This is a genomic window from Salegentibacter sp. T436, assembly GCF_001932675.1.
GTDB lineage: Bacteria > Bacteroidota > Bacteroidia > Flavobacteriales > Flavobacteriaceae > Salegentibacter > Salegentibacter agarivorans.
The window spans coordinates 2,338,331-2,361,321 of the sequence record NZ_CP012872.1; the positions used below are offsets into that span (position 1 = coordinate 2,338,331).

Here is a 22,991-nt window from a genome sequence, read left to right on the forward strand (position 1 = left end):
CCGTTGACGACACTTTTTTGCCCCAAAACACTTTAGCTAACTAAAATGACTATGTCAAAAGTAGAAGATAAGTACGCTCGTCACAAGGGGAAAAATCCCCTTTCTTCTAAACGTTATGCTGAATTTATTTCAGCATCTAACATATTAGACCTCCGAATGAAATTCGAAGCAGGCTCTGAAACAAGTTCAGGGTGACGAACTGTTTTCAAGAAGAAGATAATGGGATAAATAAAAACTCCCTCTATGGACTATGGAGCTCCTACGCACAGTGATTTAAAAAAACATTCGTGTATTCGTGGCAACTTGTAATCTAGTTCGACCAAAAACTGAGAACCCATAACTGAGAACCGAGAATCGAAAACTCACAACCCACAACCAACAACCAATAATTGAAAATCAAAGATTTGCCAAAATGAAAAATTCTCCTAAATTTACCTTAACAAAAAATTAAGTTTTTAACCAACCAACTTAAAATGAAAAAACCGAAAAAATGCATTAGCGTTGACGAAGCGCGCAGGGAACAGGACGAATGGGTGAAGACTCGTGGGAAAGATATTAGGGAAGCCGAGGGTTATGAAGATACCCGCGAATTCTGGTATAGTGTGGACGAACTACAGGAATACCTGGATTACGTAAAGGAGAAATCTAAAGAACAGGGTGTAGAAAAACCGGGGATTCGGTTTTATTTAGGCGCTTATCCTAAAACTAAGGAGAAAAAAAGCTATACCACCATGTTCCTGTCCCCTACCAAAGAAGCTGTGGGAGATGCAGCAACTGCCGGGGAAGATTCTGACCCTAATAATTATGAAATTGAGCCAATGAATATAATCCAAGGCGGTCATCCGCCTCGTAATTATTAATGGAAGAACTTGGTTTTCTAGTAATTCTACTTGAAGGTTTTGCTGCTATTTCCGGATTATATTACTATCAAAAAAAACCGACTGATAAAGCGGTCGGTTTTTTTTCTTATTTTTTATTGCTTACTTTTTTTATAGAAGTACTAGCTACAATACCTGCAATAATTTATTGGAATGAATCTTTACATTTTCTGAAAAATACTTTTTTGTATAGCAATTTCTGGCTTTATAATCCTTACCTTATTATTAGTTTCGTAGTTTATATTCTATATTTCACCTGGAATATATCAAATAGAAAAATAAGACATGTTGTTAATACGAGCTTGATCTTCTACACTATTATCTGTGTTATCAATCTGATTTTTTCAGATGTATTTTTTAAAAGTCATTCTGTAGTGACCTACATTTTAGGAAATTTTTTGCTGTTAGGAGTGATTTTCTATTATTATTTTGAAATTTTACTGAGTTCTAAAATTCTAAACATCAAAAGAGAGATCAGTTTCTATATTTCCATTCCTGCACTTCTGTTTTTTTTAACTACTACACCTATTTTGATTTATTATAAATATTATACTACTCAGAGTCCGGAATTTATTAAGCTAAGTAGATCTGTTTTAATTGGTTTGAGTATTTTCATGTATAGTTCCTATAGCATTGCCTTTTTATCTCTGGCCAACAAGAGAAAACCAACTTCTAAGAATATAACAAATGCTTTCTAAAGAAGAAATTTTACTTATCATCTATTTTGTGGTAGTTATCCTACTGTTAACGGCTTTTGTAATCGTTTTTTTTGTGGTGTACCAAAGGCGTAAAAATAAAATGCTGCTAGAGCAATTTGAGGCTAAACAGCGTTTTGAGCGGGAAATTTCCCAATCGCGTTTGGAAATGCAGGAACAAACCTTAAAAAATGTGGGTTGGGAATTGCACGATAATATTGGTCAGTTACTTTCTGTTGCTAATATGCAGTTGAATATTTTTTCAAGAAGCCTACCTGAAGCCGAAAAAAACTCAGCTTTAGAAATTAAAGAAACCGTGGCGAATTCACTTCAGGAAGTGCGTTCGCTCTCAAAATCCTTAAACAACCAGGTGATTGGTTATGCCGGTTTGGTGGTTTCTGTAGAAAATGAACTGGAAAGGTTTCAGCGTATGGGCGTTATTGAAACGGAATTGAAAGTAACCGGAGAAAAACAGGAAATTCCGCAGCAACACAGCATTATTTTATTCAGAATACTTCAGGAATTCTTTTCTAACGTGATCAAACACGCAAAGGCTTCAGCATTAGATGTTCATATTGATTTTACTTCCGAAGAAATCATCATTACTGCAAAAGATAACGGGATGGGATTTGATATGGAAGGGGTAAAGAAGAATTCAGGGTTATTCAACATGGAAAGCAGGGCAGCGCTGATACAGGCAAAGTTTGAGATGGAAACTTCTATAGGCGCGGGAACTTCCTTATCTTTACGTTATTCTTTAATGGGGCAACAAGATGAATAATACAGTAGCAATTGTAGACGATCACACTTTATTTTCACAATCTTTAAAAAACCTGGTGAATTCTTTTGAAAATTACGAGGTTAATGGCGTGCATAAAAACGGGCAGGAACTGGTGACTCAATTTAAAGCCAACCAGCCTAAACCCGATTTGGTATTGCTGGATATTAGAATGCCTATAATGGATGGTCCTGAAACGATGGCCTGGCTCAAAGAGAATTATCCCGACCAAAAAGTTTTGGCGCTTACTATGGAAGACGATGAGGAAACCGTAACTTTTATGGTGAAATTGGGTTGTCGCGGTTATCTACTAAAAGATATAGATCCAGATGAGTTTAAATTTGCGCTGGATGAAGTGATAAAAGAAGGCTTTTTCTATAGCGATGCGGTTTCTGAAGCCATTAAAAATAAGGATAAAGAAAATAAACTCGTTAACCTTACCAAACGCGAACTGGAATTTCTTAGCCTGGCCTGTTCTGAAATGACCTATAAAGAAGTGGCAAACGAAATGAATCTTAGTCCGAAGACTATAGACGGATATCGCGAAAGTTTGTTTCAGAAACTAAACGTAAGAAGCCGTACCGGTTTGGTGCTTTATGCTATTAAGCATAGAATTTTGCTGTTGTAAGCTTTTTTTATCTCCATTTTAACGTCATGCTGAACTTGTTTCAGCATCTAGGTTGAAAAGTAGTTAAGCTCTACTTAGACCCTGAAACGAGTTCAGGGTGACGTCAAACTGATTTTAAAAGGTCATAGGTCAAAATAACTATTCGCGAATTCAAGTCAAATCCCTTTCCCATTTTTAATAGATAACTTTCTGCTGTATCTTCGCAATCTCAAAAAAATAATGTCGTGAACGAAACTCCCAAAATTGAACTTCGAAATTTAAAGCTTAAAGATTATCAGGAACTCAAGGTTTCTATGATAAAGAGCTACCAGAAAATGCCAGAGGAATACTGGAGTAAAGATGAAATTAGGAATCTGGTCAATAAGTTTCCCGAAGGACAGTTTTGCATTATTATAGAAAATAAAATTGCTGGTTGCGCACTTTCTATCATTATAGATTCTAAAAAGTTTGATGAAGATCATACTTACGATGAAATAATTGGTGGTGAAAATTTTTCTACACATACTAAAAACGGTGATATTTTATACGGAATAGATGTTTTTATTCATCCAGATTACCGCGGAATGCGCCTGGGAAGACGTTTATACGAAGCCCGAAAAGAGGTTTGCGAGCAGCTTAATCTCAAATCTATTGTGTTTGGTGGTCGTATTCCTAATTACGCGACATACTCTAAAGAACTAACCCCAAAAAAATATATTGAAAAAGTAAAACTGCAGGAAATTCATGATCCTGTTTTATCTTTTCAGCTTTCCAACGATTTTCACGTAAAGAAAGTGATTAAAGGTTATTTGCCGGGCGACGCCGAAAGTAAAGAATACGCGGTTTTGATGGAGTGGAATAATATTTACTACACCAAAACCACCAAATTGATAGATACGCCTAAAACCGTGGTTCGTCTTGGTTTGGTACAATGGCAAATGCGACTTTTTAAGGATTATGATGCGCTGGTTTCACAAATTGAATTCTTTGTGGATGCGGTAAGTGATTACCAGAGTGATTTTATCCTTTTTCCTGAATTGTTCAATGCGCCACTTATGGCCGAATTCAATGAGCTTACGGAACCTGAAGCCATCCGCGGACTTTCTACCTATACCGAACGTTTGCTGGAAACTTTCCAGGAATTTGCGGTGAATTACAATATAAATATCATTACCGGAAGTATGCCAATGGTAATTGGTGAACACATGTATAATGTTGGTTTCTTATGCCGCCGTGACGGAAGTTATGAGCGTTATGAAAAATTACATATCACTCCGGCTGAAGAATCGGCCTGGGGAATGAAGGGCGGTAGCAAACTCCAAACCTTTGATACCGACTGTGGAAAAATTGGGGTATTAATTTGTTATGATATTGAGTTCCCTGAAGTCGGGCGAATTTTAGCCGAAGAAGGAATGAATATTCTTTTTGTTCCGTTTATGACTGATACCCAAAATGGATATTCTCGTGTAAAAATATGCGCACAGGCCCGGGCGGTAGAAAATGAATGTTATGTTGCTATTGCAGGATCTGTAGGAAATTTACCTAAAGTAAATAATATGGATATTCAATATGCTCAAAGCGCGGTATTAACGCCATCAGATTTCGCATTTCCCGTAAACGGAATAAAAGCCGAAGCTACTCCTAATACCGAGAGTACCTTATTGGTAGATGTTGATTTAGACCTCTTAAAAGAACTTCACGCCTTTGGTAGTGTAAGAAATATGAAAGACCGCAGGAAGGATTTATATTCTTTGAAGAAGAAAAAGTAGTTCTCAGTAAGCAGTCTCAGTTCTGACTTATCAGTTTTCAGTAGGAAGTATTAGATATTTAAATTAACTTATTAACCGTCATTGCGAGGCCAGCGGCCGTGACAATCTTTTCTAAAAATGTAAATTATTTTCAGAATCTGGTATAATTATCAAATTATTAGAAATTCAGCTTAAAACATTTAAAACACAAAAAATAATTCAATAAATTAAGAATTTTTCAAAAGCCCGAAATCCAACGAATTTCGGGCTTTTTCTTACTGTAATTTTTCTTCTTGAAAATACCTTTTCAGCTATCGTAATTAAAACACGATTAAAACCCTGTAAAACAGTTATTTAAGTTAATTGTTTTTATTCCGAAAGTAGTGCTTTCTATACTGCAAATTACCTGTTGAATTCTTATCGGCTTACTTTTAATCTTTAAATCACACGAAGAAGAATAAGTAATGCACAATAAATTCAGTAAAGTTTTAACACAAAGCGATTCGCAACCGGCATCACAGGCAATGTTGCACGCTATAGGTCTAACCAAAGAAGATTTTAAAAAACCATTTGTGGGTATTGCCAGTACCGGTTACGAGGGTAATCCGTGTAATATGCATCTTAACGATTTGGCAAAATTGGTTAAGAAAGGTGCAAATGAAAACGAACTTGTTGGTTTAATTTTTAATACTATTGGCGTAAGCGACGGGATTTCTATGGGAACCCCGGGAATGCGTTATTCGCTGCCATCCCGTGATATTATTGCCGATTCTATGGAAACGGTAATCCACGCGATGTCTTATGATGCGTTAATCACCGTGGTAGGATGCGATAAAAATATGCCCGGTGCGCTTATGGCAATGCTGCGAATTAACCGTCCTGCTATTTTAGTGTATGGTGGTACAATTGCTTCAGGATGTCATAATGGTAAAAAACTGGATGTGGTTTCTGCTTTTGAAGCCTGGGGAGCAAAAACTGCCGGGGATATAGACAAAGAGGAATACGATAGTATAATTGAGAAAGCCTGCCCTGGTGCAGGTGCCTGCGGCGGAATGTACACCGCGAACACTATGGCTTCTGCAATTGAAGCTTTGGGAATGGCCCTGCCTTATAATTCCTCAAACCCTGCGGTAGGAGAAGAAAAGAAAACTGAAAGTGAGGAAGCCGGGAAAGCGGTGCGCCTGCTAATTGAAAAAGATATTAAGCCTCGTGATATTGTGAATCGTAAATCGTTGGAAAACGCGATTCGTTTACTTACGGTTCTAGGTGGATCTACCAATGCGGTATTACACTTTTTGGCTATTGCGAAATCGGCCGAAGTTGATTTTAGTTTAACAGATTTTGAAAAAATATGTGATAGCACTCCGTTTTTAGCCGATCTAAAGCCAAGCGGAAAGTATGCGATGGAAGATGTGCATAGAATTGGCGGAATTCCAGCGGTTCTAAAATATATGTTGAAGAACGATATGCTTCACGGCGATTGTTTGACGGTAACTGGAAAAACTCTTGCCGAAAACCTTGCCGATGTTCCAGATATGGAAGAAGGTCAGGATGTATTTAGACCTTTAGATAACCCGATCAAGAAAACAGGTCATATTAGAATTCTTTACGGAAATCTAGCTGAAGGCGGATCGGTAGCGAAAATTACCGGAAAAGAAGGTTTGCAATTTACCGGAACGGCTAAAGTTTTTAATAGTGAATATGATGCTAACGATGGAATTTCAGAAGGAAAAGTAAAAAAGGGGGATGTCGTCGTCATTCGGTATGAAGGGCCAAAAGGCGGTCCTGGAATGCCGGAAATGTTGAAACCTACTTCAGCAATAATGGGTGCAAAACTCGGTAAAGATGTGGCTTTAATTACTGACGGAAGATTTTCTGGGGGAACCCACGGTTTTGTCGTCGGGCACATTACCCCGGAAGCCCAGGAAGGTGGTTTGCTGGCATTCTTGAAAGATGGAGACCAAATTACCATAAACGCTGAAACCAATAAAATTGAAGTTGCGCTTTCAGCAGAAGAAATAGAGAAAAGAAAAGAAAACTGGAAAGCACCCGCTTTAAAATTTAATAAGGGTGTGCTTTACAAATATGCAAGAACGGTTTCTTCGGCCTCACAAGGTTGTGTTACCGACGAATTTTAATAAGGTGAATTATGGAAGTTAAAACAGCTAGTTTCGAAAAAACGGCTTCCCCAAAAGCAACCACGGTTTCAGGAGCTGAGGCGGTGATAAAATGTTTGCTAGAGGAAGGGGTGGATACGCTTTACGGCTATCCCGGCGGAGCAATTATGCCCGTTTATGATGAATTGTATAAATACCAAACCCAAATTCACCACGTCCTCACGCGCCACGAACAAGGCGCAACACACGCGGCACAGGGTTATGCAAGAGTAAGTGGAAAAGTAGGAGTAGCGATGGCTACGTCTGGTCCTGGAGCCACGAATTTGGTCACAGGAATTGCCGATGCACAAATAGATTCTACGCCAATGGTGTGTATCACCGGGCAGGTAGGTTCGCATTTACTGGGAAGTGATGCTTTTCAGGAAACCGATATTATTGGAATTTCTACGCCTATTACCAAGTGGAATTATCAAATTACAAAAGCAGAAGAAATTCCGGAAATTCTGGCAAAAGCATTTTTTATCGCCCGCTCTGGAAGACCGGGGCCTGTATTGATTGATATTACCAAAGATGCGCAGTTTGCTACCCTTGATTTTTCGTATAAAAAATGTTCCGGCATTAGAAGTTATAAACCTAAGCCTGAAGTTAATTTAAAGGAAGTAGAAAGAGCCGCGGAAGCAATGAATAATGCTAAAAAACCAATGATTGTTTTTGGCCAGGGTGTGATCTTAGGTGGTGCTGAAGAAATATTCGAAAAAGTAGTAGAGAAGTCGGGTATTCCGGCGGCGTGGACTATTTTAGGTCTTTCGGCTATGCCAACCGATCATCCGCTTAATGTGGGAATGGTAGGAATGCATGGCAATTACGGCCCTAATGTTTTAACAAATGAATGTGATGTGCTTATCGCTATAGGAATGCGTTTTGACGACAGGGTAACCGGAAATTTGGAGAAATATGCCAAACAAGCTAAAGTGATCCATTTTGAAATAGATCCGGCTGAAATTAACAAAAACGTACACGCTGATATTCCGGTTTTAGGGAATGTAAACGAAACGCTTAAAGTTTTATTAGAACTTTTAAAACCAAATAAGCACGAAGCCTGGCATCAAAAGTTCAAGGAGCATTATAAAATTGAATTTGATAAAATTATTAAAAATGATCTAAATGCCGAACGCGGAAAAATTGGAATGGCCGAGGTTATTGATGAGATTAATAAATGCTCTCAAGGAAACGCGGTAATTGTTTCAGATGTTGGCCAGCATCAAATGGTGGCCTGTCGCTATTCAAAATTCAACCAAACCAGAAGCAATGTAACTTCCGGTGGACTTGGAACAATGGGGTTTGCGCTTCCGGCTGCAATTGGCGCAAAAATGGGCGCACCAGAGCGCGATGTGGTTGCAGTAATTGGAGATGGTGGTTATCAAATGACTATCCAAGAATTAGGCACTATTTTTCAGACAAAAGTTCCCGTAAAAATTGTGGTTTTAAATAATGATTTTCTTGGAATGGTGCGGCAGTGGCAGCAATTGTTTTTTGAGAAACGATATGCTTCTACCGAAATGATTAATCCCGATTTTATAACAATTGCCAAAGGTTATCATATTAAGGCCAAACAGGTTAGTAAAAGAGAAAATTTAAAAGAAGCGGTTACGGAGATGATGCAATCTAAAGAGGCTTATTTCCTAGAGGTAAAAGTTGAACAGGAAGAAAATGTTTTCCCTATGGTTCCTACCGGGGCTTCAGTTTCTGATATAAGATTAGAGTAATGGAAAAGAAAAATTTTACGGTTTCGGTTTATACCGAAAACAACATAGGTTTGTTGAGCCGAATTGCTGCTATTTTTCAAAAAAGGCATATTAATATAGAGAGTATTACAGCCTCCAGAAGTGAGGTGAACGGAGTGATGCGCTTTATAATCGTGGTGCAGGTTACCGAAGATCAGGTTAAGAAAATAGTTGGTCAAATAGAAAAGCAAATTGAAGTAATTAAAGCTTTTTATCATACCGATGAGGAAATGATCTACCAGGAAACTGCACTTTACAAAATAAATTCAGCCGAGTTTGTTGATGATCTTAATATCCAGGATTTTATAAAAGAATCTAATGCACGTATCGTGACGGTTACGCCAAAGTTTTTTGTAATTGAAAAAACCGGAAAACGCCACGAAACCGATAGCCTTTACGAAAAATTAAAACCTTATGGATTGATGCAGTTTGTACGTTCAGGCACTATTGCCGTAACTAAGAACGAAATGCCAATCTCGAACATTTTAGAACAATTTGATACAACCAATTAAATAAAAGTGATGACGAATTATTTTAACAGTCTTTCTTTACGTGAACAATTAGCCCAATTAGGAACCTGTAGGTTTATGGGTAGTGATGAATTCAGCGACGGAGTGGCTGCTTTAAAAGGAAAAAAGATAGTGATTGTGGGCTGCGGCGCTCAAGGCCTTAACCAGGGTTTGAATATGCGAGACAGCGGCCTGGATATTTCTTATGCGCTTCGTGAAGGTGCTATTAAAGAAAAACGACAGTCATTTAAAAATGCTTCAGAAAATAATTTTAAGGTGGGAACCTATGAAGAATTGATTCCTACCGCCGACCTGGTAATTAACCTAACGCCAGATAAGCAACATACTTCGGTTATAAAAGCCATTCAGCCGCATATTAAAAAAGACGCGGTGCTTTCTTATTCCCACGGCTTTAATATCGTAGAAGAAGGAATGAAGATTCGGGAAGATATTACTGTGATTATGGTGGCGCCAAAATGCCCCGGAAGTGAAGTTAGAGAAGAATACAAAAGAGGATTTGGAGTGCCTACACTTATTGCGGTACATCCGGAGAACGATCCTCAGGGAATTGGTTTTGAATGCGCCAAAGCTTATGCCGTTGCTACCGGTGGAGATAAAGCCGGGGTTTTAGAGTCTTCTTTTGTGGCTGAAGTAAAATCTGATTTAATGGGAGAACAAACCATTTTATGCGGATTGCTACAAACGGGTTCTATTTTGAGTTTTGATAAGATGGTTGCTGAAGGCGTAGAACCTTCTTACGCCTCAAAGCTAATTCAATATGGTTGGGAAACTATTACTGAAGCTTTAAAGCATGGTGGACTTACCAATATGATGGACAGGCTTTCAAATCCTGCCAAGATCAAAGCCGATGAGATTTCCGAAGAATTAAAACAAATAATGCGTCCGCTTTTTCAAAAGCATATGGACGATATTATTTCAGGTGAATTTAGTAGCCGAATGATGCTCGACTGGGAAAATAATGATAAGGAATTATTAGAATGGCGTGCAGCAACCGGGGAAACCGCTTTTGAAAAATCTGAAGCAACTTCTGAAGAAATAAAAGAACAGGAATATTTTGATAAAGGTGTTTTATTGGTAGCCTTTGTAAAATCTGGTGTAGAGCTGGCTTTTGAAACTATGGTAGAAGCCGGGATTGTTGCAGATTCGGCTTATTATGAATCTTTACACGAAACTCCGCTAATCGCGAATACCATTGCCAGGAAGAAATTGTTTGAGATGAACAGGATTATTTCTGATACGGCAGAATACGGTTGTTATTTATTTGATCATTCAGCAAAACCGCTTATTAAGGATTATGTAAATGGCTTACCAAAAGAGGTTATTGGTCATTCCTTTGGAACTGAGTATACCGGAGTAGATAATCAGCAGTTAATAGCCGTGAATGATGAAATTAGGCAACACCCGGTTGAAAAAGTAGGTGGAAGGCTTAGAAAAGCGATGACTGCAATGAAAAAAATACAAGAATAAAATGGATACTTTGCTGGCAGATAAAAAAATATATAAACCTCAGTTAGAAGCTGTAAAAGAAGCGGCGGAGCGCATCTCTAAAGTGGTGGTAAAAACCCCTTTGATGCAATCTTTTACCTATAGCAAGAAATTTTCAGCAAATGTTATGTTGAAAAGGGAAGACTTGCAACAGGTACGTTCGTATAAAATTCGGGGAGCTTATAATAAGATTTCGAGCCTGCCGCAAGAACAACTGGATAAAGGGGTTATTTGTGCCAGCGCAGGGAATCACGCCCAGGGTGTAGCTTTTGCCTGTAATAAACTGCAGGTTAAGGGTGTGATCTATATGCCAATTACTACCCCAAGACAAAAAGTAGAGCAGACAAAAATGTTTGGTGGCGAGTGGGTTGAGGTAGTTTTAAAAGGTGATACTTTTGACGATTCGTTTAAAAGTTCTATGAAACATGCCGATAAATTTGGTTTGGTTTTTATTCACCCTTTCGATGATGAAAAGGTGATTGAAGGCCAGGCCACTATTGGTTTGGAAATCCTGGAGCAAGCTAAGGAACCTATAGATTATGTTTTTGCACCCCTTGGTGGTGGTGGACTCTTAGCAGGATTGTCATCAATGTTCAAAGAACTTTCGCCAAATACTAAGATTATTGGGGTAGAGCCGGAAGGTGCACCTTCTATGACTTCCTCTTTAAAAGAAGGAAAACTGGTAGAATTAAAATCCATTGAGCGTTTTGTAGATGGTGCCGCGGTGCAGAAAGTCGGGAGCCGAAATTTTGAAATTTGTAAGCAAAATCTTGATAAAATGATCACGGTTCCTGAAGGGAAAATTTGCCAAAGTATCCTGGATCTTTATAATCAGGATGCTATTGTTGTGGAACCTGCCGGGGCGATGGCCATAAGTGCCCTTGATTTTTTTGCTGAAGAAATAAAGGGAAAAAACGTGGTGTGTATTGTAAGCGGAAGCAATAACGATATCACCCGAACTGCCGAGATCAAAGAAAGAGCTTTGTTGTACGCGGGACTTAAACATTATTTTGTGATTAGTTTTCCGCAGCGAGCCGGAGCTTTAAAAGATTTTCTGGAAAAAGTTTTAGGACCTAAAGACGATATCACCCATTTTGAATATTCAAAAAAGCATCATCGTGAAAATGCCCCGGCGGTAGTTGGGATAGAATTAAACGATCCTGCCGATTTTGAGCCACTGGTAGCCAGGATGAAAGCGAAGAATTTTTACGGGGAATATCTTAACGATAAGCCTAATTTGTTTCAATATTTGGTATAAATATTTTGTTGGTTAAAATAATTATGTACTTTTACACTATGCTTTCAATGAGACAAATAATATTTCCCGTTTTTCGCTTCTTCCCGCGCCGCCGCAGGTAAGAAGTAAATCGCATTATTCTTTTTTTAATATTATTTGATTTTAATTATAACTTGAAAGATCCACAAAATATACCGTCCAATTTAAATTTCAGAATCACTTCTGAGATTACACCTATACGCCGCCGCTTCCCGCGTCGCACCTTGGTGCGTGTATAATTTAATGGAACTTAGGTGAGTCCGGTTCCCCTTTCAAAAAGAACAAATCAAATTTATTTTCTCACTAATTTCTTAGCAAATGAAGATTGTCATTGCTAATAAATCTCACGCTCAATATGCTGAGATTATTTGTACAACTATAGAAGAATCTGCGAAGGTTAGAGGCACGGGTATTGCCCGCAGAACCCCTGAATATATCATTGGTAAAATGGAAAAGGGTAATGCTGTCATTGCCTTAGACGGCGAAAAATTTGCCGGTTTCTGCTATATCGAAACCTGGAGCCACGAAAGATATGTGGCAAACTCAGGCTTAATTGTACACCCAGATTTCAGAAACCAGGGATTGGCCAAAGATATTAAAGAAGTGGTTTTTAACCATTCCAGGAAAATGTATCCCAATGCTAAAATCTTCGGGATCACTACCGGTTTGGCCGTGATGAAAATAAATTACGAGCTTGGATATCAACCCGTAACCTTTTCTGAACTTACCGATGATGATGCCTTTTGGAAAGGCTGTCAAACCTGTAAGAATTACGATATCTTAACCAGGACCGAGCGTAATATGTGCCTTTGCACAGGAATGATGTATGATCCTGAAAGAAAGAAGGATGCAAAAAAAGGAGATAAAAAGGAAAGCTTGAATGATAAAGCTTTTAAAAGGTTGAAAAATATAAAACAGACCTTGTTTTATAAAAAAGAGAAAAACGGAAATTAGAAATTAAAATTATCGTCAAGCTGTCCCGAAGCTTCGGGATTGTTTCAGCTTCTAAACTACTTAGATCCTGAAACAAGTTCAGGATGACGTAACAATAAATAAGTCAAATGAAAAAAGTAGTAATAGCATACAGTGGAGGTTTAGACACTTCTTACTGCGCAAAATATTTATCTAAAGAAGAAAATTTTGAAGTCCATGCCGTGAGTGTAAATACCGGCGGATTTTCAGAAGAAGAGGTAAAGAAAATTGGAGAAAATGCACAAAAAATTGGGGCTAAGACCTACAAAAACATTGATGCAGTTTCTTCATTTTACCAAAAAGTGGTAAAATATTTAATTTTCGGAAATGTGCTAAAGAACAATACCTATCCCCTTTCGGTAAGTGCAGAACGAATTGTACAGGCCATAGAGATTGTGAATTACGCAAAAAGTATTGATGCTAAATATATTGCGCACGGTAGTACGGGCGCAGGAAACGACCAGGTAAGATTTGATATGATCTTTCAAATTATGGCTCCCGAAATTGAAATTATCACCCCAATTAGAGATAAGCAACTCAGCCGGCATGAAGAGATTGAATACCTGAAACAGAATGGCGTGGAAATGAATTGGGAAAAGTCAAAATATTCGGTGAATAAAGGTCTTTGGGGCACGAGTGTTGGTGGAGCAGAAACGCTTACTTCAGAAAAACCTTTACCTGAAAGTGCTTATCCTTCCCAACTTCAGGAAAAAGAAGCGAAACAAATCAGTTTAACTTTTAAAAAAGGAGAACTTTCCGCGGTTAATGGAAAAGAAAATTCCCCTGAGAAGAATATCGAAATTCTGGAAGATATCGCCTCAAAATATGCGATTGGAAGAGATATTCATGTTGGAGATACGATTATAGGAATAAAAGGCAGGGTTGGTTTTGAAGCTTCCGCAGCCTTAATCACTATTAAAGCTCACCATTTACTGGAAAAGCATACGCTAAGTAAATGGCAATTACAGCATAAAGATTATTTGGCCAATTGGTACGGGACACATTTACACGAAGGTCAGTATTTGGAGCCCGTAATGAGGGATTTGGAAGCTTTTTTAGAAAGTTCACAACAGCAGGTAAGCGGAGAAGTTTTCGTCACCTTGCATCCATACCGATTTACACTGGACGGAATTAAATCTGACAACGATTTAATGAATTCCAGTTTTGGAAATTATGGTGAAGAAAATAAAGCCTGGACAGCAAATGATGCCAAAGGATTTATAAAAATCCTATCAAACGCTGGGAAGATATACCAACACGTAAAAGAAGAGAAATGATAACAGCAGGAATAATTGGTGGTGCCGGGTATACGGCCGGTGAACTTATTAGAATACTAATAAATCACCCGGAAGTTGAACTGGATTTTGTGTACAGTACCTCGCAACCGGGGAAACCTGTAGCAGGAATACACCAGGATTTACTGGGAGAAATCGATCTCCAGTTCAGCGGAGAAATCAATAAAAAAGTAGATGTGGTATTTCTATGTCTTGGACACGGAAATTCGGTGAAATTCCTTTCGGAAAACCAGTTTTCTGAAAACACTAGAATTGTTGATTTAAGCACCGATTATAGAATGAGTGGTGAACACTCTTTTATTTACGGCCTGCCGGAATTCAATAAAGAAAAAATTAAAAAAGCAAGTTTTATCGCTAATCCCGGTTGTTTTGCCACGGCCATAAGTTTAGCAATTTTGCCACTTGCAAAAGCCGGATTGTTGCAGGATGAAGTGCATGTAAATGCAGTAACCGGCGCAACCGGAGCGGGAACTTCACTTTCTGCAACTACCCATTTTACCTGGAGGGACAATAATTTTTCCAGTTACAAAGCTTTTGAACATCAGCATTTAAATGAAATAGGGCAGAGCCTAAAACTACTTCAGAATAATAAGCTCCCAGAAATTAATTTTATTCCGAATAGAGGTAATTTTTCAAGAGGAATTCACGCCACGGCTTACACGAAATTTGAAGGCAGTTTGGAGGAAGCGAAAGCAATCTATACTGAAGCTTATAAGAATTCCGCTTTTACGTTTGTTATTGAAGAAGATTTGCATTTAAAACAAGTGGTAAACACTAATAAATGTCTGCTGAAAATACAGAAATTTGGCGATAAAATTTTGATTACCAGTATTATTGATAATTTACTGAAAGGCGCTTCTGGGCAGGCAGTTCAAAATATGAACTTAATGTTTGGTTTTGAAGAGACTTCAGGATTAAAATTAAAAGCGAGTTATTTTTAATTATAAAATTGCCGTCATCCTGAACTTGTTTCAGGATCTAATTCACTTAGGACCGGGAATTAAAACCTGTGAGGTTTGACAAAAATATTTAGTGAATTCGTGGTAAGCCTAACCTACTAAAACAAAAAAAATGAAAATAGCTATTATAGGAGCCGGAAACCTGGGACTTTCCATTGCGAAAGGTCTTATTGTAAACAATGCGTTTACCACCTTGTACCTTACCAAAAGAAAAACTGAAGAAATTCAGGAATACGAGGAATATGCCAAAGTTAAGGTCACCAGTGATAATCGTGAGGCAGTTAAAAATTCCGATATCCTAATTTTTGCAGTACAACCCACGCAAATGCAGCGAATTCTGGAAGAAATTAAAGATGATCTGCATGAAAATCACGTCTTAATATCTACGATTACCGGATTTAAAATTGCGGCTATTGAAGCTATAGTTGGGGAAGAACAGTTTGTTGTACGTTCAATGCCCAACACGGCTATTGCTGTGGGGAAATCTATGACCTGTCTTTGCAGTAACGAAAAAGGGAAGAAACGCATCGCTATTGCCGAGGCTATTTTTAATCGTTTGGGAACAAGTATTATTATTGCCGAAAATAAAATGCAGGCCGCTACGGTAATTTGTGCCAGCGGGATCGCTTTCTGGATGCGGCTTATACGCGCTACCACCCAGGGAGCGGTACAACTTGGTTTTGATGCTAAGGATGCACAGCAACTGGCTATGCAAACCTGTTTGGGAGCTTCCAGCTTGCTTATAGAGTCTGGTAAACACCCCGAAGAAGAAATTGATAAGGTGACCACACCCCGTGGTTGTACCATTGAAGGACTAAACGAAATGGAGCATAACGGCCTTAGTTCTTCTTTAATAAAAGGAATCCAGTCTTCATTTAAAAAAATAAACACAATTACAACCGAATAACTATGGACTTATTTGATGTGTATCCACTTTACGATATCACGCCGGTGAAAGGCGAGGGCACCTATGTTTTAGATAAAGACGGAAATAAATATTTAGATCTTTATGGTGGTCACGCAGTAATTTCTATTGGCCATTCTCACCCCGCTTATGTAAATGCAATTTCCAAACAAGTAAGCAAACTGGGTTTTTATTCCAATTCGGTTAAAAATCCATTACAAGAGCAACTTGCAGATAATCTGGAAAAAATTTCTGGCGTAAAAGATTATAACCTGTTTTTGTGTAATTCGGGAGCTGAGGCAAATGAAAATGCTTTAAAAGTTGCTTCTTTTCACACCGGAAAAGACAGAATTATATATTTCGAAAATGCTTTTCACGGTAGAACTTCCGGAGTAGTGGCAGTTACTGATAATGAAAATATTAAAGCTCCGTTTAATCAAAATCATAAGGCTACGAAAATAGCTTTTGAAGATTCTGAAGCTGTAGAAGCTGAATTAAAAAAAGGCGATGTTGCCGCGGTTATTTTTGAAGTGATCCAGGGTGTTGGTGGTCTGGACGAGGCTTCTTCAGAATTTTATCAAAAAACAGCTGAATTATGTAAAGAATATAATTCAGTTTTGATTGCAGACGAGGTACAATCAGGTTACGGCAGAACAGGGGATTTTTTCGCCTTTCAAAAACATAATATTCGTCCTGATATTATTTCTATTGCCAAAGGGATGGGGAACGGTTTCCCAATTGGTGGTGTTTTGATAGATAATACTATTGAAGCAAAATCGGGAATGTTGGGAACCACTTTTGGTGGAAACCATCTAGCCTGTGCCGCAGGAATATCGGTTTTGGAAGTTATTGAGAAAGAAAATTTATTGAAGAATGCGGCTGAATTATTTGAATATGTAAAAGAAAAAGCGGCTGAAATTCCCCAGATTAAAAAAATCAAAGGCCGGGGGTTAATGATTGGCCTGGAATTCGATTTTGAGATCGCACAAATTAGAAAAGAGCTTTTGTTTAAACATCAAATTTTCACCGGTGCTTCTGCAAATAAAAAACTACTACGGATCTTACCACCCTTAAATATTAAAAAAGAACATTTTGATGAGTTATTTAAAGCTTTGAAGATTGTTTTAGACTGAAAAAGCACAAGAAGCGCTTTCTAAAAAAATCGTCAAGCTGCCCGGGACAGCTTGACGAGATTGAAAACTTTTAGATCGCTTTAAAAGAAGAAAATAAAATGAAGAATTACACAGAATTATCAGATATAGAAGATTTACAGCAATTAATTACTGAAGCGCTGGAACTAAAGAGAGGCACTCCTACTTTGGAAATCGGGAAAGGAAAAACCCTTGGAATGCTATTTTTTAATCCCAGTTTACGTACGCGTTTAAGTACTGAAAAAGCGGCAAAATTATTGGGAATGGAAGTGATGGTAATGAATGCCGGTAGTGATAGTTGGAAACTGGAATTTGAAGACGGTGCGGTTATGAACTCAGATAAAGCTGAACATATCAAAGAAGCGGCTGCGGTTTTATCACAGTATTGTGATATCATCGCGGTACGGGCGTTTCCAGATTTACAGAACAAAGAAAAAGATGAAGCTGAAACAGTTTTAAATAGTTTTAAAAAATACGCTTCTGTACCCGTGGTGAATCTTGAAAGTGCTACGGGCCATCCATTACAGGCACTTACAGATGCGATTACCATATATGAATTAAATAAAAAAGATCGGCCTAAAGTTGTGCTTAGCTGGGCTCCGCATCCGAAAACTTTACCGCAAAGCGTACCCAATTCTTTTGCTGAAATTATGCAAAAAATGGATGTTGATTTTGTGATAACGAATCCTGAAGGCTATGATTTGAATCCTGAAATTACTAAAAATACTCCTGTAATTCACAACCAGGATGAAGCTTTAAAAGATGCCGATTTTGTGTATGTGAAAAATTGGAGCAGTTATGAAACATATGGGAGAAAATTAACCGAGGATAAAACCTGGACTTTTTCCGCGGAAAGATTAATGCAAACCAATAATGCAAAAGTGATGCATTGTTTGCCGGTAAGAAGAAATATGGTGATTGCTGATGAGGTTCTTGATTCAGAAAACTCGGTAGTGATTCAACAGGCGGGAAATAGAACTTTTGCCGCACAAGCTGTTTTAAAAAGGATTTTAGAAGAGAAGGTAAAGCAAACCGAATTAGGTAAAAATGCTTAACCATTGCGTAGTTTGATCTAACTTGAATTGACGGAATTAAGGAATTATGAAAAACGAAGTTTTAAAAGTTATAAAAATAGGAGGGAAGCTTATTGAAAATGAAACTAAGTTTTCAGCATTCTTGGACGATTTTGTTGCTTTAGATGATCCCAAAATCCTGGTTCACGGTGGAGGAAACCTCGCTACCGAAATTGCAGGAAAGCTCGGTTATAAAACCCAAATGTTCGAAGGACGAAGAATCACCGATGCCGATTCAATTAAGGTGATCACTATGGTTTATGGAGGTTTCATAAATAAAAATATTGTGGCCAAACTTCAGGCACTTCAAAACAACGCCATAGGTTTAAGTGGTGCAGACGGTATGAGTATCGTTTCCAAGAAACGCCCGGTGAAGGAAGTCGATTTTGGTTTTGTAGGAGATGTGGAGAAGGTTAATTCAGAATTTATAACTTCACTTTTAGAACAAAATATCACCCCCGTTTTTTCGGCAATTTCCTGTACCACAGAAGGATTACTTTTAAATACTAATGGCGATTCTGTTGCTGCAGAAATTGCCAAAGCGATGAGTTCAATTTATATAACAGAACTTTATTTCTGTTTTGAGAAGAAAGGCGTCCTGGCCGATGCGGAAAATGATGACTCGGTAATTAAAAAAATCGACAGGGAAAAATATCAGGAATTACTGGAAGAAAAAGTAATTAGTGACGGGATGTTGCCAAAACTACATAATTGTTTTCAGGCGTTGGAAAGTGGTGTAGAAAATATATTTCTGGGAGATTTCAGGCTATTAAAAAATGAATCTGTTTATACTAAAATCAGTAACCAATGAAGCTCGAATTACAAAAGGATGCTTTAGAATTACTAAAAAATCTTATTAAAACACAATCATTTTCAAAGGAAGAGAATAAAACAGCCGACTTGTTGGAAGACTGGTTTCGAACTAAAGAAATGACCTTTTATCGGCATTTAAATAATGTTTGGGCCACCAACAAATATTTTGATCCAGACAAGCCTAGCTTGCTCCTAAATTCACATCATGATACCGTAAAGCCAAATTCAGCTTATACCCGGGACCCTTTTAAAGCCGAAATTGAAGACGGGAAATTATATGGATTGGGTAGTAATGATGCCGGAGGTTGCCTGGTTTCCTTACTCGCAACTTTTACCTGGTTTTATGAATTCAAAGACCTGGAATATAACCTGATTTTTGCGGGAACTGCCGAAGAAGAAATAAACGGGAAAAATGGGATTGCCTGTATGCTACCAAAAATGCCGAAAATTGATGTGGCAATTGTTGGAGAACCTACTTTAATGCAATTAGCAATTGCTGAAAAAGGCCTCGTGGTTTTTGATGCGAAGGTAAAAGGAACACCTTCTCACGCGGCACATCCCAATGATAATAATGCGATCTACAAAACCGCAGAAGTTTTAAAATGGTTTGAGAAATTTGATTTTCCGAAGGACTCGGACGCATTGGGAAAAGTAAAACTTACTGTAACACAAATCAATGCCGGCAGTCAGCATAACGTAGTGCCAGGACATGTAGATATGGTAATTGATGTTCGGGTGAATGATGCGTATTCTAATACTGAAATTGAGCAAATTTTGCAGGAAAATGCGCCGGTAGATGAGATCAAAGCCCGTTCGCTTCGATTGAATTCTTCTTCTATCCCTTCAGATCACGAGTTGATAAAAGCCGGAATTTCCTTGGGAATGGAAACCTATGGTTCACCTACACTTTCCGACCAGGCAATGCTAAATTGTCCTTCCCTAAAATTAGGTCCGGGAGATTCCACCAGGTCGCATTCGGCAGATGAATTTATTTATGTAAAGGAAATTGAAGAAGGGATTGAAAAGTATATAAAATTGCTTGCTAAAGCTTTAAAAATATAAAAAACTATAAGTAGACTGATAGAAAATATTTGCGTCAGGCTGTCCCGAAGCTTCGGGATTGTTTCAGCTTCTAATGTGTTGCGGGTATAGAACAACTTAGATTCTGAAATAAATTCAGAATGACGTTTATAATTAATTTTCAGCTTAAAATAAACACTATGAAACTCTGGGATAAAGGATTAGCTATAGATAAAAAGATTGAAAACTTTACGGTTGGAAACGACCGGGAGTTAGATATGCATATCGCTGAATACGATTTAAAAGCTTCAAAAGCACATGCTAGAATGCTTGGGAAAGTGGATATTTTGACTTCTGAAGAAGTGAAAAATATTGAAGATGAACTGGCAAAACTTCACCAGCAGCTTGAAAATGGAACTTTTCAGATTGAAGAAGATTTTGAAGATGTACATTCTAAAATTGAATTTGAACTTACTCAAACTTTAGGCGATACCGGAAAAAAAATACATACCGCTCGCTCCAGAAACGACCAGATTTTGGTGGCGATGCAATTGTATTTTAAAGAAAATTTGAAGGAAATTTCAGGTAAAACCAAACAACTAATAGATGTTCTTTTGGGTCTTGCAGAGAAACATCAGGAAAAACTACTCCCTGGATATACTCATCTACAGGTAGCAATGCCATCAAGCTTTGGTTTATGGTTTTCGGCTTATGCCGAATTGCTTATCGACGATCTTTATTTGCTGGAAGCTGGGTTGAAAGTTGTAGATCAAAATCCGTTAGGTTCTGCTGCAGGTTATGGATCTTCTTTTCCTATAGACCGTGAATTTACCACTAAAGAATTAGGTTTTTCAACCTTGAAATATAATGTGGTGGCAGCGCAATTGGGACGAGGAAAATGCGAACGAACAGTGACTTCTAATATTTCGTCTGTAGCAAATACGTTGGCTCGTTTTTCTATGGATATTTGTTTGTATATGAGTCAGAATTTTGATTTTATCACTTTCCCCGATGAACTCACCACCGGTTCCAGCATTATGCCTCATAAAAAGAATCCCGATGTTTTCGAGTTGATTAGGGGTAAATGCAATAAACTACAGAGCATAGCCAACGAGATGATTTTAATTACCAATAATTTACCGAGCGGTTATCACAGGGATTATCAATTAATTAAAGAAAACAGTATTTATGCAGTTGAAAATATTAAAGAGATCCTTGATATTTTTATTCACTCTATCGCTTTAATTAAGGTGAAAGATATCAATTTTAAGGATGAAAAATATAAATACCTCTTTACAGTAGATAGCATTAACGATTTGGTGATGCAGGGGAAATCATTTAGAGAGGCTTATCAAATAATTGGGGATCAGGTTCAGGAAGGAACTTATGAAGCTGCTGAAGGTAAAAGGCATTCGCATTTAGGAAGTAAGGATAATCTTGCTTTAGCCGAAATTAGGAGAAAAAAGGATGAGGTTTAGGAGTTTTGAATTTTTATGTGATTATAGATTAATAAGATCCCGACTGAAGTCGGGATAGTTCTACCAGCACTTTTCAGAAGCTTAATTAAACTCCTGCAAAGTGGGTATCACTAAAAAACCCCCCGCAAAACCACACGAAATGCGAAGGGTTCAAAACATAAATGAAGAAAAAATAATCTTAAATAATAGTCATTTGCCCAAGGTTCAGGTTTTCGTTGTTGATACTAATATTATCAACTTCACTAATAAGCCCCTCAAGGAAATCACCCACTTTTTCTGTGGTATAATGGTTGTCTTTGTTAATGTCTATGGTGCAAACATTTAGTTTAATACTAAGTTCTACAGCCTTTTTTACTGCTTCAGCTTCTTCTACCAAACCGAAATGCTCTAAAAGCATCGCCGCCGATAAAATGGAAGCCACCGGGTTGGCAATACCTTTTCCAGTTGCCTGCGGATAGGAACCATGAATAGGTTCAAACATCGCATTTTCTTTTCCTACAGATGCTGATGCTAATAACCCAATACTACCACCAATTACGCTGGCCTCATCTGAAAGGATATCACCAAACATATTTTCCGTAAGGATAACATCAAACTGGGTTGGGTTCAGGATCATTTGCATTGCGGCATTGTCTACAAATAGAAAATCCAGTTCTACTTCAGGATATTCTTTACCAATTGCAGTTACAGTTTTTCGCCATAATCTTGAAGTTTCCAATACATTGGCTTTGTCTACCAGAGTTAATTTTTTGGAACGTTTCTCAGCCGCTTTAAAAGCCAGGTGAGCCATCCTGGAAATTTCTTCTACCGAATAGGTACAAACATCGGTAGCGCTTTGGCCATCTTCTGTTGTAAATTTATCACCAAAATAAATTCCGCCGGTAAGTTCTCGGTAAATTACCATATCGGCGCCTGCAATGCGGTCAGCTTTTAAGGGTGATTGTTCTATAAGTTTATCGTAAGCTTTTACCGGTCTAATATTGGCAAAAAGTCCCAGGCCTTTTCTTAGTTGCAAGAGTCCTTGCTCAGGTCTAACTTTTGCATCTGGATTATTGTCGTATTTTGGATGTCCTATTGCCCCAAATAACACAGCATCAGATTTCTTGCACAATTCCAGCGTAGCTTCAGGTAACGGATTGTCCAGCAAATCTATTGCTGCCGCACCTACCAAGGCGTCTTCAAATTGAAAGTGGTGATCGAATCGATCTGCTACAGCTTTTAAAACTTTAACTGATTGCTGTGTAATTTCGGGGCCTATCCCGTCTCCGGGCAAGACTGCTATTTTTAATTTCATTTTTCTTCTTTATGTGTGGTTAATTTTTAATCCTAAACCGTCTAAGAATTATAACTCTTGTCAAGCTGAACTTGTTTCAGCTTCTAATATGTTTAATCAATTTAGATCCTGAAACAAGTTCAGGATGACCTTAA

The 22,991-nt window shown here is 38.0% G+C and carries 19 protein-coding genes; 18 read left to right on the top strand and 1 reads right to left on the bottom strand.

All coding sequences use genetic code 11. The features are described from left to right. The first annotated feature begins 473 nt into the window (after positions 1-473). From AO058_RS10280 to argH, 18 genes are all read left to right on the top strand, one after another. Complete coding sequence (locus AO058_RS10280; RefSeq protein WP_075326397.1) at positions 474-860, top strand: hypothetical protein; 387 nt, start codon at positions 474-476, stop codon at positions 858-860. A 705-nt stretch (positions 861-1,565) separates the two neighbouring features. Then, complete coding sequence (locus AO058_RS10290; protein WP_075326401.1) at positions 1,566-2,354, top strand: sensor histidine kinase; 789 nt, start codon at positions 1,566-1,568, stop codon at positions 2,352-2,354. Next, entirely contained in the window at positions 2,347-2,979 is a 633-nt protein-coding gene (locus AO058_RS10295) for a response regulator transcription factor (RefSeq protein WP_075326403.1), read from the top strand. Before AO058_RS10290 ends, AO058_RS10295 begins: the two co-directional genes overlap by 8 nt. A 224-nt stretch (positions 2,980-3,203) precedes the next feature. Continuing rightward, the gene (locus AO058_RS10300) at positions 3,204-4,727 is read left to right on the top strand and encodes a bifunctional GNAT family N-acetyltransferase/carbon-nitrogen hydrolase family protein (RefSeq protein WP_075326405.1); all 1,524 of its coding nucleotides are present in this window, start codon (positions 3,204-3,206) and stop codon (positions 4,725-4,727) included. A gap of 443 nt (positions 4,728-5,170) precedes the next feature. Beyond that, complete coding sequence (ilvD, locus tag AO058_RS10305) at positions 5,171-6,844, top strand: dihydroxy-acid dehydratase (protein WP_075326407.1); 1,674 nt, start codon at positions 5,171-5,173, stop codon at positions 6,842-6,844. Between the two features lie 11 nt (positions 6,845-6,855). Beyond that, on the top strand, positions 6,856-8,589 hold the full coding sequence (gene ilvB / locus AO058_RS10310) for a biosynthetic-type acetolactate synthase large subunit (RefSeq protein ID WP_075326409.1): 1,734 nt from the start codon (positions 6,856-6,858) through the stop codon (positions 8,587-8,589). Further along, on the top strand, positions 8,589-9,119 hold the full coding sequence (ilvN, locus tag AO058_RS10315; RefSeq protein WP_075326411.1) for an acetolactate synthase small subunit: 531 nt from the start codon (positions 8,589-8,591) through the stop codon (positions 9,117-9,119). The genes ilvB and ilvN overlap by 1 nt, the downstream gene beginning before the upstream one ends. A gap of 9 nt (positions 9,120-9,128) precedes the next feature. Next, positions 9,129-10,604, top strand: a complete 1,476-nt coding sequence (gene ilvC / locus AO058_RS10320) for a ketol-acid reductoisomerase (protein WP_075326413.1) — start codon at positions 9,129-9,131, stop codon at positions 10,602-10,604. A gap of 1 nt (position 10,605) precedes the next feature. Further along, positions 10,606-11,880 carry a threonine ammonia-lyase IlvA gene (gene ilvA / locus AO058_RS10325; RefSeq protein WP_075326415.1) on the top strand — a complete coding sequence of 425 codons (1,275 nt, stop codon included), beginning with the start codon at positions 10,606-10,608 and terminating at the stop codon, positions 11,878-11,880. Positions 11,881-12,216: 336 nt separating this feature from the next. Next, a complete protein-coding gene (locus AO058_RS10330) occupies positions 12,217-12,852 on the top strand; it encodes a GNAT family N-acetyltransferase (RefSeq protein WP_075326417.1) in 636 nt (211 codons plus the stop codon). A 107-nt stretch (positions 12,853-12,959) separates the two neighbouring features. Further along, complete coding sequence (locus AO058_RS10335; RefSeq protein ID WP_075326419.1) at positions 12,960-14,147, top strand: argininosuccinate synthase; 1,188 nt, start codon at positions 12,960-12,962, stop codon at positions 14,145-14,147. Further along, positions 14,144-15,106, top strand: coding sequence for an N-acetyl-gamma-glutamyl-phosphate reductase (argC, locus tag AO058_RS10340; RefSeq protein ID WP_075326421.1), 963 nt, complete (start codon positions 14,144-14,146; stop codon positions 15,104-15,106). The genes AO058_RS10335 and argC overlap by 4 nt, the downstream gene beginning before the upstream one ends. 130 nt (positions 15,107-15,236) lie before the next feature. Continuing rightward, positions 15,237-16,031: a pyrroline-5-carboxylate reductase gene (gene proC / locus AO058_RS10345; protein ID WP_075326423.1), complete on the top strand. Its 795-nt coding sequence runs from the start codon at positions 15,237-15,239 to the stop codon at positions 16,029-16,031. Positions 16,032-16,033: 2 nt separating this feature from the next. After that, positions 16,034-17,161 carry an aspartate aminotransferase family protein gene (locus tag AO058_RS10350; protein ID WP_075326425.1) on the top strand — a complete coding sequence of 376 codons (1,128 nt, stop codon included), beginning with the start codon at positions 16,034-16,036 and terminating at the stop codon, positions 17,159-17,161. A gap of 98 nt (positions 17,162-17,259) precedes the next feature. Continuing rightward, positions 17,260-18,234 carry an N-acetylornithine carbamoyltransferase gene (locus AO058_RS10355; protein WP_075326427.1) on the top strand — a complete coding sequence of 325 codons (975 nt, stop codon included), beginning with the start codon at positions 17,260-17,262 and terminating at the stop codon, positions 18,232-18,234. A 46-nt stretch (positions 18,235-18,280) separates the two neighbouring features. Then, positions 18,281-19,063, top strand: coding sequence for an acetylglutamate kinase (gene argB, locus AO058_RS10360; protein WP_075326429.1), 783 nt, complete (start codon positions 18,281-18,283; stop codon positions 19,061-19,063). Beyond that, positions 19,060-20,127 (top strand): M20 family metallo-hydrolase, encoded by a 1,068-nt coding sequence (locus AO058_RS10365; RefSeq protein ID WP_075326430.1) that lies wholly within the window; start codon positions 19,060-19,062, stop codon positions 20,125-20,127. The genes argB and AO058_RS10365 overlap by 4 nt, the downstream gene beginning before the upstream one ends. A gap of 158 nt (positions 20,128-20,285) precedes the next feature. Continuing rightward, positions 20,286-21,563, top strand: coding sequence for an argininosuccinate lyase (gene argH / locus AO058_RS10370; protein WP_075326431.1), 1,278 nt, complete (start codon positions 20,286-20,288; stop codon positions 21,561-21,563). 178 nt (positions 21,564-21,741) lie between these two features. Here argH and leuB read toward each other — a convergent pair whose 3' ends face one another. Further along, positions 21,742-22,857, bottom strand: a complete 1,116-nt coding sequence (gene leuB, locus AO058_RS10375) for a 3-isopropylmalate dehydrogenase (protein WP_075326432.1) — start codon at positions 22,855-22,857, stop codon at positions 21,742-21,744. Between the last annotated feature and the right edge of the window lie 134 nt (positions 22,858-22,991).

What these genes read in the sequence shown, in the direction of transcription:
- AO058_RS10335 (WP_075326419.1), top strand. Translation starts at nt 12,960, where the DNA reads ATGAAAAAAGTAGTAATAGCATACAGTGGAGGTTTAGACACTTCTTAC.
- ilvA (WP_075326415.1), top strand. Translation starts at nt 10,606, where the DNA reads ATGGATACTTTGCTGGCAGATAAAAAAATATATAAACCTCAGTTAGAA.
- argH (WP_075326431.1), top strand. Translation starts at nt 20,286, where the DNA reads ATGAAACTCTGGGATAAAGGATTAGCTATAGATAAAAAGATTGAAAAC.
- ilvC (WP_075326413.1), top strand. Translation starts at nt 9,129, where the DNA reads ATGACGAATTATTTTAACAGTCTTTCTTTACGTGAACAATTAGCCCAA.
- AO058_RS10295 (WP_075326403.1), top strand. Translation starts at nt 2,347, where the DNA reads ATGAATAATACAGTAGCAATTGTAGACGATCACACTTTATTTTCACAA.
- ilvN (WP_075326411.1), top strand. Translation starts at nt 8,589, where the DNA reads ATGGAAAAGAAAAATTTTACGGTTTCGGTTTATACCGAAAACAACATA.
- AO058_RS10290 (WP_075326401.1), top strand. Translation starts at nt 1,566, where the DNA reads ATGCTTTCTAAAGAAGAAATTTTACTTATCATCTATTTTGTGGTAGTT.
- argC (WP_075326421.1), top strand. Translation starts at nt 14,144, where the DNA reads ATGATAACAGCAGGAATAATTGGTGGTGCCGGGTATACGGCCGGTGAA.
- ilvB (WP_075326409.1), top strand. Translation starts at nt 6,856, where the DNA reads ATGGAAGTTAAAACAGCTAGTTTCGAAAAAACGGCTTCCCCAAAAGCA.
- AO058_RS10365 (WP_075326430.1), top strand. Translation starts at nt 19,060, where the DNA reads ATGAAGCTCGAATTACAAAAGGATGCTTTAGAATTACTAAAAAATCTT.
- AO058_RS10350 (WP_075326425.1), top strand. Translation starts at nt 16,034, where the DNA reads ATGGACTTATTTGATGTGTATCCACTTTACGATATCACGCCGGTGAAA.
- AO058_RS10280 (WP_075326397.1), top strand. Translation starts at nt 474, where the DNA reads ATGAAAAAACCGAAAAAATGCATTAGCGTTGACGAAGCGCGCAGGGAA.
- AO058_RS10355 (WP_075326427.1), top strand. Translation starts at nt 17,260, where the DNA reads ATGAAGAATTACACAGAATTATCAGATATAGAAGATTTACAGCAATTA.
- proC (WP_075326423.1), top strand. Translation starts at nt 15,237, where the DNA reads ATGAAAATAGCTATTATAGGAGCCGGAAACCTGGGACTTTCCATTGCG.
- argB (WP_075326429.1), top strand. Translation starts at nt 18,281, where the DNA reads ATGAAAAACGAAGTTTTAAAAGTTATAAAAATAGGAGGGAAGCTTATT.
- AO058_RS10330 (WP_075326417.1), top strand. Translation starts at nt 12,217, where the DNA reads ATGAAGATTGTCATTGCTAATAAATCTCACGCTCAATATGCTGAGATT.
- ilvD (WP_075326407.1), top strand. Translation starts at nt 5,171, where the DNA reads ATGCACAATAAATTCAGTAAAGTTTTAACACAAAGCGATTCGCAACCG.
- leuB (WP_075326432.1), bottom strand. Translation starts at nt 22,857, where the DNA reads ATGAAATTAAAAATAGCAGTCTTGCCCGGAGACGGGATAGGCCCCGAA.